Origin of the sequence: Photorhabdus akhurstii (assembly GCF_019090985.1) — a bacterium.
In the GTDB taxonomy this organism is placed as follows: Bacteria; Pseudomonadota; Gammaproteobacteria; order Enterobacterales; family Enterobacteriaceae; genus Photorhabdus; species Photorhabdus akhurstii.
Window position 1 is genome coordinate 2,059,461 of record NZ_CP020335.1, and the last position, 14,972, is coordinate 2,074,432.

At 41.7% G+C, this 14,972-nt stretch carries 11 protein-coding genes; 7 read left to right on the plus strand and 4 right to left on the minus strand.

The features are described from left to right. The first annotated feature begins 61 nt into the window (after nt 1-61). Nucleotides 62-607, plus strand: coding sequence for a cell division protein ZapC (locus tag B0X70_RS08905; protein ID WP_036778877.1), 546 nt, complete (start codon nt 62-64; stop codon nt 605-607). Between the two features lie 386 nt (nt 608-993). On the opposite strand, the gene B0X70_RS08910 is transcribed toward B0X70_RS08905, so the two are convergent. The 3 genes from B0X70_RS08910 to B0X70_RS08920 form a co-directional block, all read right to left on the minus strand. Continuing rightward, nucleotides 994-2,289, minus strand: coding sequence for a glycosyltransferase (locus B0X70_RS08910; protein WP_217471337.1), 1,296 nt, complete (start codon nt 2,287-2,289; stop codon nt 994-996). A 241-nt stretch (nt 2,290-2,530) separates the two neighbouring features. After that, nucleotides 2,531-3,814 carry a glycosyltransferase gene (locus B0X70_RS08915; protein ID WP_082300974.1) on the minus strand — a complete coding sequence of 428 codons (1,284 nt, stop codon included), beginning with the start codon at nt 3,812-3,814 and terminating at the stop codon, nt 2,531-2,533. A gap of 273 nt (nt 3,815-4,087) precedes the next feature. Then, nucleotides 4,088-5,203, minus strand: a complete 1,116-nt coding sequence (locus B0X70_RS08920) for a YcbX family protein (protein ID WP_217471338.1) — start codon at nt 5,201-5,203, stop codon at nt 4,088-4,090. A gap of 100 nt (nt 5,204-5,303) precedes the next feature. On the opposite strand from B0X70_RS08920, the gene rlmKL reads away from it, so the two are divergent. The 6 genes from rlmKL to rmf all read left to right on the plus strand — a co-directional run bounded on the left by rlmKL (nt 5,304) and on the right by rmf (nt 13,323). Beyond that, nucleotides 5,304-7,421 (plus strand): bifunctional 23S rRNA (guanine(2069)-N(7))-methyltransferase RlmK/23S rRNA (guanine(2445)-N(2))-methyltransferase RlmL, encoded by a 2,118-nt coding sequence (gene rlmKL / locus B0X70_RS08925; RefSeq protein WP_217471339.1) that lies wholly within the window; start codon nt 5,304-5,306, stop codon nt 7,419-7,421. A gap of 5 nt (nt 7,422-7,426) precedes the next feature. Next, complete coding sequence (locus B0X70_RS08930; protein WP_105397248.1) at nt 7,427-9,340, plus strand: ABC transporter ATP-binding protein; 1,914 nt, start codon at nt 7,427-7,429, stop codon at nt 9,338-9,340. 85 nt (nt 9,341-9,425) lie between these two features. Beyond that, nucleotides 9,426-10,673, plus strand: a complete 1,248-nt coding sequence (gene pqiA / locus B0X70_RS08935; protein ID WP_217471340.1) for a membrane integrity-associated transporter subunit PqiA — start codon at nt 9,426-9,428, stop codon at nt 10,671-10,673. A gap of 20 nt (nt 10,674-10,693) precedes the next feature. After that, nucleotides 10,694-12,343, plus strand: coding sequence for an intermembrane transport protein PqiB (gene pqiB / locus B0X70_RS08940; protein ID WP_217471341.1), 1,650 nt, complete (start codon nt 10,694-10,696; stop codon nt 12,341-12,343). Then, nucleotides 12,340-12,912: a membrane integrity-associated transporter subunit PqiC gene (gene pqiC, locus B0X70_RS08945; RefSeq protein WP_217471342.1), complete on the plus strand. Its 573-nt coding sequence runs from the start codon at nt 12,340-12,342 to the stop codon at nt 12,910-12,912. Before pqiB ends, pqiC begins: the two co-directional genes overlap by 4 nt. 243 nt (nt 12,913-13,155) lie before the next feature. Beyond that, nucleotides 13,156-13,323: a ribosome modulation factor gene (rmf, locus tag B0X70_RS08950; protein WP_071647033.1), complete on the plus strand. Its 168-nt coding sequence runs from the start codon at nt 13,156-13,158 to the stop codon at nt 13,321-13,323. Between the two features lie 1,125 nt (nt 13,324-14,448). On the opposite strand, the gene fabA is transcribed toward rmf, so the two are convergent. Beyond that, a complete protein-coding gene (gene fabA / locus B0X70_RS08955) occupies nt 14,449-14,967 on the minus strand; it encodes a bifunctional 3-hydroxydecanoyl-ACP dehydratase/trans-2-decenoyl-ACP isomerase (protein ID WP_036807145.1) in 519 nt (172 codons plus the stop codon). Nucleotides 14,968-14,972: the final 5 nt, after the last annotated feature.

Below are 14,972 nucleotides of genomic sequence, written 5' to 3' on the forward strand. Positions count from 1 at the left end.
CGGGCAAGTTATTTACAATCTGTTTGGCGATGTAAGTTTTTCTGGCATAAAAGGATAACTCATGAACATTAAACCCGATGACCAATGGCGCTGGTATTTTGATACTGACCATGACCGTGTAATGCTCGACCTGTCTAATGGTATGGTTTTTCGTTCCTGTTTTCCTGCGAAGATGCTGACACCCTATGCAATGGGAGAAACTTCGTTCTCTGTAGAAGATGCGACGCTTTATTATTGTTTTGAAGAACAGACACGCCAAATTAATATTTCAGATGAATCCAGGGCTGAATTAATTCTTAATGCGTTAGTGGCTTTCCGCTTTATTAAGCCGCAGATGCCAAGAAGCTGGTATTTTTCCCGTTTTGCCATGATAGAAAAGCCGGTACAAGGCGAGCTAATTCAGGTACGGCTCCAGGATTGCGGGACAGATGCTGTATTCTTGGTCGTAGAAGCTGGAGATAGCGCGAGCCTTTGTCTGTTAGCTCAACCACAATTAACGTTATCCGATCGGGTAATGAGTTTTTGCGATCCAATTAAGATTATGAATGATCGATTGATGCCATTTGTGGAACCTGTTTGTATGCCAATTTATGGCACCGCGGTTTGATTTAGGTTTAAGATCCCATTGTTCTGTGATTTCCAAAGAGTAAAATCATTTTTTGAAAATAGAACGACAAGACAGAAGATAATCACTGTTTTTAATTGAGAAAATTGTTCTTTATCATCTGAGGAAATTTTACCGCATTCACATCTTCTCATCTGATTATGAGTAAGTTATTCTTTTCCTGTTTCCTGTTTCCTGTTTCCTGTTTCCTGTTTCCTGTTTCCTGTTTCCTGTTTCCTGTTGGTTATTATCACAGAAACTTGTCCGTTATAGTAATAGCTATAGCTTACTCGTTTGAAGTTGGTGTGAAAAATAGATAAGAAGTATTTTAATAATTCCCTCCCCTCTGGATAGCATTAGCTTTGAGATGGGGAGGAGATATAATGAAGTTAATTAGCACGATTTTCGAAGATTAATTGTTCTGCGTGATGGGATATTGCTGCCAATGCGTCGTGACTGGCGTAATCATCTTGGACGATTTGTGCCCGCTGTTTAAATAAATTTGTACGCAGCATATTTTCCACTGTCTGCTTAAGCTGAGATTCCGTTGGTTGTGCTGTATCCAGATTAATACCGCATCCAGCCCATACGACGCGAAACGCTGTTTCCTGTTTACCTTCTCCCGTATCGGCAATGAGTACTGGTGTACCGTGGTTGAGGGCGTAATTAATGGTTCCATAACCCCCGTTGGATATTAGCAATGAAGCTTTTGGCAGCCAGTGCTCAAATGAGATAAATTCTTCGATACATGCGTTGTCAGGTATGTTCTCTGGCCGTATTTCTATTGAGCTACCACCGGTGGTTGCTAATACACGCACAGGTAATGTAGCCAGTGCACGCAATGTGGGGAGAATTAACTGGTTTAGATCAGTATTAGACATGGTGCCCTGAGTGACTATAACCAATGGGCGTGGATCATCTTCTTCCCATAATTGCGGTGATTCTGTTATCGGAGCGGGGTTGGGGAGAGGGCCAATAAAATGGACTGTATCAGGCAATTCTTCTCGTGGGTACTCAAATGCCAGGGTTGAAAGTTGCAAAAAGCGATCAGAACCCAAAATGACTTCATCATTGAAAAATCTGGTTAACGTAGCGCATCCCGCCTGAGTTAATGCGTCATTGAAGCTATTCTGAACTTCGGTTATTAGTTGTCGTGTTTCCTCATCCACGAGTTGTTCATGTGTCAACTCTGATGGTAGTAATGCGGGGGGAATACGTGGTCCCCAGAAAATTGAATCTTTCGAAGAGTAAGCCAGAGGCGTTATGCCAATTATGATCACTGGAAGGCGATGAGTTTTTTCTTTTTGCAGCAGTGGCAATATGCCATAGAAACAGTTCTCGGCTATAAGGAGTTCTGCTTGCTGTTCATGGATGATTTGTTGTAGTTGGCGGTCAAGGAATGGGATTGGGGTACAGAAGAAATCTTTAAACGCTAGCGCCATTTGCAGATTTCCTGGAGGAAGGTGCGCTCGATCAGGAAAACGTTGTTTTAGGTGGCGGTAATCAAAGTCTATCTGCTCATCGAAGGGGATAAATGTTGCATTTAAATCTTCTACCTGTTGGCGAAATAATGCGCCGGTGAATACAGTTACCTGATGTCCTTGTGCTATCAGTGATTGAGTTACTTTTAACATCGGATAGACATGCCCGGGCGTTGCGACCGCTGCAATGACAATTCGTGCCATAACTTACTCCTTTGTACTGTTTTGATTTAATTACGCTAGTTAGCTCCTGACTCAGGGTGTGATCATTTCATGATTACTGTTACAAATTCATTGTAGTAATAATAATTTATCATGACAATAATCACTGTAATTTATTTTTTATGAAGTTATGACATATGCCGATTTCCTCCCCCTCTTAGTCTGTGTTAGCACTAAAACGGAGAGGAAAGACGAAGGTATCTAGGGTTTGGTTACTGCGGCTTTATTCAAGAATTAATTGTTCTACGTGACGGGATATTGCTGCTAATGCATCATGTTTTGCGTAATCTTTTTGGACAATTTGCGCACGTTGTTTAAACAAGTCTGTACTCAGCATATTTTCCACTGTTTGCTTAAGTTGAAATTCAGTGGGGTGCGCTGTATCCAGATTAGTTCCGCATCCAGCCCATACAACACGAAAAGCTGCTTCCTGCTTGCCTTCTCCTGCATCTGCAATGAGTAACGGAGTCCCGTGGCTGAGAGCATAATTGATGGTTCCATAACCTCCGTTGGATATTAGCAATGAAGCTTTTGGCAGCCAGTGCTCAAATGAAATAAATTCTTCAATGCGTGCATTTTCAGGTAGATCTTTACTCAGTGTTTCTACCGATCTGCCACCGGTGGTTGCCAATATACGTATCGGTAATGTTGCCAGTGCACGTAATGTGGGGAGAATTAACTGATTCAAATCGGTATTAGAGATAGTACCTTGAGTAACTATAACCAATGGACGTGGATCATCTTCTTCCCATAATTGAGGTGATGTTGCTGTCGGTGCTGGATTGGGGAGGGGGCCAATAAAATGGACTGTATCAGGCAATCCTTCTCGTGGGTATTCAAATGCCAGAGTTGATAGTTGCAAAAAGCGATCAGCACTGATAATCACTTCATCGTTGAAAGGTCTGGTTAACGCAGAGCTTCCTGACTGAACTAATGCGTCATTGAAGCTATCTTGTACTTCGGCTATGAGTTGCTGGTTGGTTTCATCTACGAGTTGTTCATGTGTCAATTCTGGTGGTAATACCGCTGGTGGGATACGTGGCCCCCAGAAAATTGAATCTTTCGAAGAGTAAGCCAAAGGTGTTATGCCAATGACTATCACTGGAAGGCGATGGGTTTTTTCTTCTTGTAGCAAGGGTAATATGCCATAAAAGCAGTTCTCGGCTATAAGCAGATCTGCTTGTTGTTCACGGATAATCTGCCGTAATTGGCGGTCAAGAACTGGGATTGGAGCTGAGAAGAAATTTTTGAATGCCAGTGCCATTTGTACATTTCCCGGAGGAAGTTGAGCACGGTCGGGGAAATGCTGTTCTAAATGACGATAGTCAAAGTCTATCTGTTCATCAAAAGGGACAAATTGCGCGCTTAAAGTTTCTACCTGTTGGCGAAATAATGCACCGGTAAATACGGTTACCTGATGTCCTTGTGCTATTAGTGATTGAGCGACCTTTAACATTGGATAGACATGTCCAGGGGTTGCGACCGCTGCAATGACAATACGTGCCATGACTTACTCCTTTGGTGTTTTTTCTGAGTGACTTAAGCTCCTGTTAGAGTGTAATCATTTTATGACAGCAGTTATAAATTCATTATGGTAATAATTAATTCATTATTGTAATAATAAATTCGTTATAACAATCACCGTTGTGATTGATTTATAAAATTTATTGATTTCCTCCCCTTTTAAGCGGTGTTAGCGCCACAATGGGAAGGAGGGATAGAGGAATTGGCGTTCAACGTGCCAATTTATGGCACGTTAGTTTAACTCTAACTTAAAGACCTATTCTTTGCTATTATTAAGAATAAGGTTATTCTTTGGAATACAACAGCAAGCTAGAATATGTCCATCGTTTTTAATCGCTGTGGCTTTTAAAGGAGAAACCTCGCCCTTAATTAAAGAAAGTTTACAGCATCCACATATTCCCGCCCGACATGAGTAGGGTACTTTAATTCCTTGTTGTTCCAGTTGTTCTAAAATGATTTGTTGATTATTACCTGTAAAGGTTTTCCCATTATATTCAATAGTGACAGATTGCTCATTTATTTTTGGTAAATCAATATCTTCAGCTTTTTCGCCACTGCCATATTTACGCGGATCTTTTTTAGCTAATATAGTGACATTATCTCCGATTCTAATAATACCACTCGAACGGGCAGTGAGATTCTGACCAAAATCGACATCACCATTTTCTGCTGTACGGAATGATTGCAATGTCGATAATGGCTCTCCGTTGGAATTTTTAATGCCTTTATCAATGCTGACAGTTGTTAGAATACAGCGGCTACAGGGTTTGGGTAAATCAAAAATAACATCGCCAATCTGAATTGATTGCCAATTGTCTTCTGCAAATGCTTCCGCACCGGTAATAACAATATTTGGGCGAAATTGCTCTAATTTAATACTGGCCGGACAACGCTGTTGTAATAAGTGAAATGAAGCTTCATTAATGAGTAGAAATGGATAACCATCAGCAAATGATAATGGAATGTTAGGGTGTTTTTTTACTCTGCGGCTTAATTTATGGCTTAACCAGCGTAATTGCACTGGAATATCAAAGAAACGACTTAACCATTGATTAATTGTTTCTGGTGCAATTAGGGCCGTAAAATGGTTGCCCCATACTTCCGTGGGCTGCTGTTCAGGTAGGAAATCACTGTAAAGTGCGGTGGCATTTTCTCCGTTGGGCGCACGCAGATAAATACCGTTATTTAACATAGCCGGAGTAAATAACAACATTTGCGGATATTTACGGGCGGTAATAAAAGTCCCGTCTGTCGTTGTGATCATAAAATTGCGATCAAATATAAGGCCGCTTTCACTAACTAATGCATGGGAAAGTTGCAAACCACGCATAGACTTTACCGGGTGGGTATACAGGCGAGACAGAGTGATCATCCGTTAATCTCCATGAAACATTTTTTACACACGCAACTTTATGACATGTCATCTGGATTAGCTATAATGCGTAACAATTTTCTTTTTGGTGATATGTAACATGAACTCTCTGTTTGCCAGCACGGCGCGTGGATTAGAAGAATTATTGAAGAACGAACTGGAAATGCTGGGGGCGCAAGCATGCAAAATTGTGCAAGGCGGAGTTCATTTTCAAGGTGATGACAGAGTGATGTATAAAAGCCTGATGTGGAGCAGGCTGGCATCACGTATTTTGCTACCGCTAAACGAATTTAATGTCTATAGCGATTTAGATCTCTATCTTGGCGTTCAGTCTATTGATTGGAGCCAGATTTTCTCTATAGACAGTACTTTCTCTGTGCATTTCAGTGGCACAAATGAAGAGATACGGAATACGCAATATGGCGCACTCAAGGTTAAAGACGCCATTGTCGATAGCTTTATTCGTAAGTTAGATCAACGCCCCAATGTGGCAAAGCAACAGCCGGACATTCGCATTAATGTTTTTTTGAATAAAGAGAGAGCTAGTGTTGCATTGGATTTGAGTGGTGATGGTTTGCATGTCCGAGGTTATCGCGATCTTGCTGGTCAGGCTCCGCTGAAAGAAAATCTGGCTGCGGCGATTATTCTACGTTCAGGCTGGCAGATTGGTACTCCGATGATCGATCCTATGTGTGGTTCCGGCACATTATTGATTGAAGCAGCAATGATGGCGGCTGATCGTGCTCCTGGACTGCATCGTAACCACTGGGGCTTTATTGCTTGGTTGCAACATGATGAAGAAATTTGGCGTGAGGTGACCACAGAAGCGCAGATCCGCTTTCGTAAAGGTCTTCAGGAGACAGCTTCCCGTTTTGTTGGTTCTGATATTGATCGCAGAGTGTTGGATATGGCTCGGTCAAATGCTCGTAGAGCCGGGGTTGCACAGTTGATAACTTTCCAGCAAGGTGATGCCAGTCGTCTGGAAAATCCGTTATCAGAAGGTCCTGCCGGAACAGTGTTAAGTAATCCACCTTATGGTGAGCGCTTGGAAAGTGAACCTGCATTGGTTGCATTACACAGTTTATTTGGGCGGATAATGAAAAGCCGTTTCCCTGGCTGGCGTTTGTCTCTATTCAGTGCATCGCCTGAGTTGCTGAGCTGCTTGCAATTACGGGCTGAACGTGAGTTTAAAGCTAAAAATGGTCCATTGGATTGCGTACAGAAAAATTATCAGTTGTCAGATAAACCACACTCATCAGAGATGAATGTGGCGGAAGATTATGCCAACCGCTTGCGTAAAAATGAAAAGAAATTAACTCATTGGGTGAAACAGCAAGGGATTGATTGTTATCGTCTGTATGATGCTGATTTGCCAGAATACAATGTGGCTGTTGACCGTTATGCGGATAAAGTGGTGATTCAGGAATATGCTCCGCCGAAAAGTATTGATACCAATAAAGCGCGTCAGCGTTTATTCGATGCTATCAGTGCAACGATGCAAGTTCTTGGACTCTCATCAAATCAATTAGTACTTAAAACCCGTCAGCGTCAGAAAGGTAAAAACCAGTACGAAAGAATGGCAGAAAAACGGGAATTCTTTCTGGTAAATGAATATGACGCAAAATTCTGGGTTAATTTAACTGACTATTTGGACACCGGCTTGTTCCTTGATCATCGTATTGCCCGGAAAATGCTAGGTGAAATGAGTGAAGGAAAAGATTTTCTGAACCTGTTTGCTTATACCGGATCAGCGACAGTACATGCTGGGTTAGGCGGCGCGCGTTCAACAACGACGGTTAATATGTCTCGCACTTACCTTGAATGGGCTGAACGGAACCTACAGGCTAATGGATTAACAGGGCGTCAGCATCGGTTGATTCAGGCAGATTGTCTCGCTTGGTTGGCTCGGGCCAGTGAACAGTTTGATTTGATTTTTATTGATCCGCCGACTTTCTCCAATTCTAAACGAATGGAAGATGCATTTGATGTACAACGCGACCATATCATGTTGATGAGACAGCTTAAGCGCTTGTTGCGTCGTGGGGGAACGCTGATGTTCTCCAATAATAAACGAGGTTTTAAAATGGATTTTGCTGAGCTGGAAAGAGTTGGCTTGGTGGCGGAAGAGATCACCAGTAAAACTCAGTCGCAGGATTTTGCCCGTAACCGTCAGATTCACAACTGCTGGCTATTACGCCATGCTGGTGAGGAAAAATAATTACTATGTCGTTGATCAATTTATCTGGTGCGTGGTTGTCGTTCAGTGATGCGCCATTACTTGATAATGCAGAATTGCATATAGAAGAAAATGAAAGAGTTTGTCTGGTTGGTCGTAATGGTGCTGGAAAGTCGACTTTGTTACGGGTATTAGCAAAAGAGCAGACGTTGGATGATGGTCAGGTTATTTACGAACAGGATCTGGTTGTTTCTCGTTTACAACAGGACCCTCCCCGTGATGTGGAGGGGACGGTTTTTGATTTTATTGCCGAAGGTGTTCAGGAGCAGGCCGAATATATTAAATCTTTTCATCAGATTTCCCGTCTGGTGGAGCAAGAACCGAATCAGAAAAACCTCAACCGCTTGGCGGAATTGCAGGAGGTGCTGGATATTCGTGGGCTATGGTCACTGGACAGCCGTATTAATGACGTATTGAAACAGCTCTCTTTACCTGCGGAGGCAAAGCTCTCCTCACTTTCAGGTGGTTGGTTGCGTAAGGCGGCATTAGGGAGGGCGTTGGTCAGTTCACCAAAAGTCTTGCTGCTTGATGAACCCACTAACCACCTGGATATCGATACGATTGAATGGCTGGAAAACTTCCTGAAAGATTTTCAGGGTAGTCTTGTTTTCATTTCCCATGACCGTTCATTTATTCGCAATATGGCAACCCGTATTGTCGATTTAGATCGTGGTAAGTTAGTGTCGTGGCCGGGTAATTACGATAAATTTCTTGAAGGCAAAGAAGAAGCATTGCGTGTGGAAGAGATGCAAAATGCTGAATTTGATCGTAAGTTGGCTCAGGAAGAAGTGTGGATTCGTCAGGGGATTAAAGCGCGTCGTACTCGTAATGAAGGACGTGTCAGGGCATTGAAAGCATTACGTGTTGAACGTTCCCAACGCCGTGAAGTAATGGGAACCGCTAAAATACAGATGGAAGAAGCGAGCCGTTCCGGCAAAATTGTCTTTGAGCTGGAAAATGTTAACTATCAAATTGGTGAAAAGAAACTGGTCAATAATTTCAGTGCGCAAATTCAGCGTGGGGATAAAATTGCACTGGTGGGACCAAATGGTTGCGGCAAAACAACTTTATTGAAACTAATGTTAGGTGAGCTGCAATCTGATAGTGGCCGTGTTCATTGTGGTACTAAACTAGAAATTGCTTATTTTGACCAGCATCGGATAGCACTTGATCCGGAAAGAACCGTAATGGATAACCTGGCAGAAGGTAAACAGGAAGTGATGGTGAATGGTCGTCCTCGCCATGTTCTGGGTTATTTGCAGGACTTTCTGTTTCATCCAAAACGGGCAATGACACCGGTTAAAGCGCTTTCTGGTGGTGAAAGGAACCGGTTGTTACTGGCGCGTCTGTTTCTGAAACCCAGTAATTTGTTGGTGCTTGATGAGCCAACCAACGATCTGGATGTGGAAACATTAGAGTTGCTGGAAGAGCTGGTAGACAATTATACAGGTACTGTATTGTTGGTGAGTCATGATCGTCAATTTGTTGATAACTCTGTGACCGAATGTTGGATTTTTGAAGGTAATGGTGTGATCAATAATTATGTTGGTGGTTATTACGATGCTCAGCAACAGCGCGAACAGGTTGTATCGTTGCGCCAGCAAAATGGGAAAAAACTGCAAACGGAAGTTAAAGTAGAAAAGATTAAGGAACCGCCAAAAAATTCTCGTAACAAAATGAGCCACCATTTATTACGAGAGTTAGAGCGATTACCATCATTGCTGGAGAAATTGGAAGAAGAGCTTGATCAGTTACAGTCTCAAGTGAGTGATCCTGACTTTTTTAGTCAGCCTCATGTAGTAACCCAAAAAATACTGACTGAGTTGTCTGACAAAGAGCGAGCATTAGAAGCTGCTTTTGATCGTTGGCATGAATTGGAAACATTGAAAAATAACCAATAGTTAACATAATTAGCAGAATCATACCGCGGAATTTTTCCGAGTATGATTCTGTGGATATTCCCAATTTCCTTACAGGAGAAAAACCTTGTGTTCCAGTAGCCATCATCATGAAATGGTATTGTGCCCTCAATGTGATTTGCTGGTGACATTGCCAGAAGAGGTTCAGGGAACGAAGGCGGTTTGTCCTCGTTGTAAGACGACATTAGTTACATGGTGGAAAGAACCTAAACATCAGCCAACAGGTTATGCAGTCAGTGCATTATTTATGCTGTTAATGGCTTGCTTGTTTCCGTTTGTTAGCATGAGTGTGGCGGGAATTGGCAGTGAAATTACCTTATCTCAAATCCCTCAGGTGATGTTTAATGAAAATTACGTCAGTGTGGGAACATTCTTTTTACTCTGTGTTCAACTGGTGCCTGCGTTTTGTATGGTAGCGATTATTCTCTTATGCCAGAGTGTTGTTATTTCTCAGAAGATAAAAATCTGGTTGGCTAGGGTTTTATTTCAGATGAAAAGCTGGTGTATGGTTGAAATCTTTCTGGCAGGGGTATTAGTCAGCTTTGTTAAATTAATGGCTTATGGTGATATTGGGTTAGGTTTAAGTTTTTTGCCATATTGCCTGTTCTGCCTTCTCCAGGTGAGAGCATTTCAATGTTTGGATCGCCACTGGTTATGGAATCAGATAGCGCTCGCACCTAAGGTGAATATATCGTTACAGGCAGGAAAAGCGGGGTTAGTGCAGGGGGTTCGATTATGTCAGTGCTGTACAGCTATTTTACCGGCAGATCAGTTAGTTTGTTCACGTTGTCATACTCGTGGACATGCCCGCCGCCGTAACAGTCTGCAATGGACAATGGCACTGATAGTGACGGCTTTAATGCTTTATATTCCTGCTAATGTCATGCCAATGATGGTGACCGAATCATTAGGTAATCAGAGTGATTCCACGATTATGGCTGGAGTGATACTACTGTGGAGTGTAGGTTCATATCCGGTAGCTTTAGTCATTTTTATTGCCAGTATTATGGTGCCATCACTGAAAATGCTGGCAATTGGTTGGTTATGTTGGGATGCCAAAGGTCGCGGTAAACGAGATTCCGCCCGAATGCATTTTATTTATGAAATTGTTGAATTTGTTGGCCGTTGGTCAATGATTGATGTATTTGTTATCGCAATATTGTCATCATTGGTACGTATGGGGAAGTTGATGAGTGTCTACCCCGCAATGGGGGCAGTTATTTTTGCTTTAGTTGTGATCCTGACCATGTTTGCGGCAATGACATTTGATCCGCGTTTAATTTGGGATAGAACCAACGTTAAACATTCGTTATAAGGCAATGAAGGAGTGTCAAGGTGACGGATAAAGTTGAAGACCAGAGTCAGGCTAAAATCGATAAAATTAAAAGTTGGTCGCCAGTCTGGATTGTACCGATTGTCACTGTACTTATTGGTGCTTGGATACTGTTTTATCATTTCAACCACCAAGGGCCGGAGGTAACGTTGATAACCTCCAACGCGGAGGGTATCGAAGCCGGAAAAACTAAAATCAAAAGCCGTAGTGTGGATGTCGGCGTGGTTGAGAGGGTTATGCTGAGTGATAATCTTAGTCAAGTTATTATTAAGGCCCGGCTGAATGATGGTATGGAAAATCTATTACGTAGTGATAGTGCTTTTTGGGTGGTGAAACCGCAGATTGGTCGTGATGGAATATCTGGCCTTGGTACTCTTCTATCCGGGGCTTTTATTGAACTTCAACCGGGAAAGAATGGTGATGAAGAAGATAAATTTAATTTATTGGACTCACCACCATTGGCCTCGCCTGATGCAAAAGGTATCCGTGTCATCCTAATCAGCGATAAAGCCGGTCAGCTTAATCCGGGCGATCCGGTGCTGTTTCGTGGTTATCGGGTTGGTTCTGTCGAAACCAACGAATTTGAACCGAAATCGCATTTGATGAGATATCAGCTATTTATTAATGCGCCTTATGATGGTTTGCTGACAACCAATGTGCGTTTTTGGAAAGAGAGTGGTATTACCCTTGATATGTCTTCCCAAGGGGTGCGTGTTGAAATGGCTTCTTTATCAACGCTATTTGGTGGTGGTGTCAGCTTTGATGTACCTAAGGGTTGGGAATTGGGTGAGCCAATTAAAGAAAAAGCCACTTACAAACTTTTTGATAACCAAAGAAGCATTCAAGATTCTTTATATACCAAACATAAAGATTATCTGTTGCTCTTCTCTGATTCTGTCCGAGGATTACAGCCGGGTGCGCCGGTGGAATTTCGTGGTATCCGTATGGGAACTGTGGCGAAAGTACCGTTCTACTCTGAGGGAATGAGACAGCGGCTGGATAATGATTTTCGTATTCCAGTACTTATCTCCATTGAGCCGGAGCGCTTTGAGAAGGAGTTGGGGGAAGGGTTTGATGTTGAGAAAGAGCTGAATAGCATAACCAAACGCGGTCTGCGGGCCTCTCTCAAATCAGGTAATTTGTTAACGGGGGCACTGTTTATTGATTTGGATTTTTATCCGAATGAAAAAGGGTGGGTTGGCCCGTATGAAATTGCAGGCTATCCGCTATTGCCAACAATCAGTGGTGGTCTTGCTCAAATTCAACATAAGGTTATTGCAGCGTTAGACAAAATTAATAATATGCCGGTTGAGCCAATGTTTAATCAGGCTATTCGCACTTTGGAAGAGAGTCAGAAAGCTATCAGAAAAGCACAGCAGACTCTTGATGAATTGAATAAAGTGCTGGCAAATCCTGAAACCAAAGATCTGCCAAAAGACATACAGAAAACATTGCAGGAGTTTAACCGCAGTATGCAAGGTTTCCAACCTGGCTCACCGGCTTATAACAAGATGTTGGATAATATGCAGCGATTAGATCAAGTGTTGAGTGAACTGCGGCCTGTGCTGAGAACGCTGAATAATAAGAGCAATGCGTTAGTTTTTGAGGCTAAGCCAATTGAAGATCCAGAACCGAAAAGGGCTAAAAAATGATGAGAAGAGTGGCATTAATTTTAGTGATTTTTATTTCTGCTTGTAGCCGTCAGCCAGAAAGAACTTATTATCAATTGCCGGTAGTCACAATAGCATCACAAAAGAGTGCTATTGTGCAACATGATCGCCAATTATGGGTACAACGAGTCATGTTGTCCGATTATCTGTCATCCTCCGGTGTGGTATATCAAAGTAGTGATGTTAGTTATATCAGTGCGGCGAATCACTTGTGGGCAAGTCCACTTGAACAGCAGTTACAGCAAGTGTTGGTAGCGGAATTAACCGTAGCGCTGCCACAGCGTTTAGTGTCTGCCCAACCATTGGTTAATAAACCAGATACTTTGGATGTAACAGTAACCAATTTTCATGGTCGTTATGATGGTAAGGTGATTTTGCAAGGTTACTGGACATTAACTTGTCAGGGGCGTGAGTTAAGTGTCATTAAACAGCCCTTTAATATAGAGCTAAAACAGGAAGAGGATGGATATGATGATTTAGTTCGCACATTGGCAAAAGGATGGGGTCAGTTGGCGCAAGCTATTACCAATCAATTAATTTCCCAATCGTAACCCTCAGCCATTCTCCGGGTGTAAAACCTTTACGCTCGGAGAAAATTGGTATTATCAGCAGGATAAAAATTTCTCTTTATTATTAATACCTTATTGATTTTCTCTGTACTAATATAACAAATATTACATTAATATGAATTTCTTGACTTGATTTTCAAAATTTATAGGGGTATTTCTAAATTGTGGTTGGATGAATGATGACCACTGTTTTCTTTTGATCTAGCTTATGAGGTAAATAAAAGCATGAAGAGACAGAAACGAGATCGTTTAGCACGTGCGTTATCGAGAGGGTACCATGCAGGTATTTTGGGGCGCTCAAGGGAGCATTGTCCCTATTATTCATTAGATGCCCGTTCTCATTGGTTAGGAGGATGGCGCCAGGCTATGGAAGACAGGGCGATGATGGCTTAATCTGCCAAACTGATGTATAGGTTAGGTGAGAAAAAAACCACCATTTCTTAATCGACGTGTATATATCCCAAATTTAATCTGACAGTGACTGATTGCTTATTACAGATATCTGTCAGATTGAATCCTGTTGGTAAATTTATTTAACCTATTTAATAAAACATCATATGATGGATATGCTGATACACTGAGTGTAGTAAATAGGGTATGTATAGCAATTAATGTGAATAATGTGTTGGTTTCCTATTTCTTTGTATTGTTCTTTTTGGGATTCCGTTTGCGAAATTTGATGAAATAGAATTCATGGCCGCCAGCTCATACATCCTATTTAACCTCCAATATGGCTGATATTGCGGCCATTCAGTAATTTATCTACTAACGAGAGGGATAATTGCAGTAAGCAGGGTTTGATAAACATTTATGACGTATTTGAACCCTATAGAGAGGGCTATATTGCACATCTTCCCCGACTGCTATGGCTACATTCTCATGACTTGAATAGGCTGTTTGAAGCAATGATAAAAGTATCGACCCGGCACTATAAGTACATACCCACCGAAATCCTCGGGCGCGAGTAGGAGTGACTATTTTTCCATAGCAATCTCCATTACTGTTAGATGCTTCTATCATTTCGATGGTGCCTTCGATCTTATTTATTGCTGTGGCAGTTGGTGTAATAGTTAATGCTACGATTATGAGCAGTATTTTTCTGATGTTCATATAAATTACCCTTGGTTGTGTTTGTTAATAATAATAAATTTTATTGATGTTTTTGCCTGTTACTAATATGCTTTTTGAGCTTATTTGATATATCAGGTCAATTTGATCATAGCACAATTTGTCAATTGCATGCTAATTAGCCAGCAATAAACTAGATGCTTATATTGCAGGTTGTTGAGATGTGGTTTTGTGCTATTCTTGGCCGAGGTAGGTTGGAGCTAGATTTTGAATCTCATATTCTAAGATATAACTGGAATTGCCTTTGAAGAGCAAAAACAATACCAAGTATTTTTCAAGCAAATATTTTTTTCAAATAATGTGCTGTTTGCTTGGTGGTGTGCTTTTAGCGAAAAAGGTGAAAAGCAATTAGCTAGTCACCTTCCTTTTCGATATGTTACTGATTATTGATTAGAAAGCACTGGTATCTTTAAACAAGCCCACTTTCAAATCCGTTGCTGTATAGATGATTTTACCATCTACTAACACTTCACCATCAGCCAGTCCCATAATCAATTTACGGTTAATAACGCGTTTAAAGTTGATACGGTAAGTGACTTTTTTCGCCGTTGGTAATACCTGGCCGGTGAACTTAACTTCGCCAACGCCAAGGGCGCGGCCTTTGCCTTCTCCACCTAACCAGCCAAGGAAGAATCCAACCAATTGCCACATGGCATCAAGGCCAAGGCAGCCGGGCATTACCGGGTCATTAATAAAATGGCAGTCGAAAAACCATAAATCGGGGGTAATATCCAGCTCGGCTTCTATGTAACCTTTATCGTAGGTACCACCGTTTTCTGTCATTTCAATGATGCGATCCATCATTAACATATTACCAGATGGTAATGGAGGCCCATTTTTTCCAAATAACTCGCTACGCCCAGATGCGATAAGATCTTCTTTTGTGTAGGATTTACGTTTATCAACCATAATTA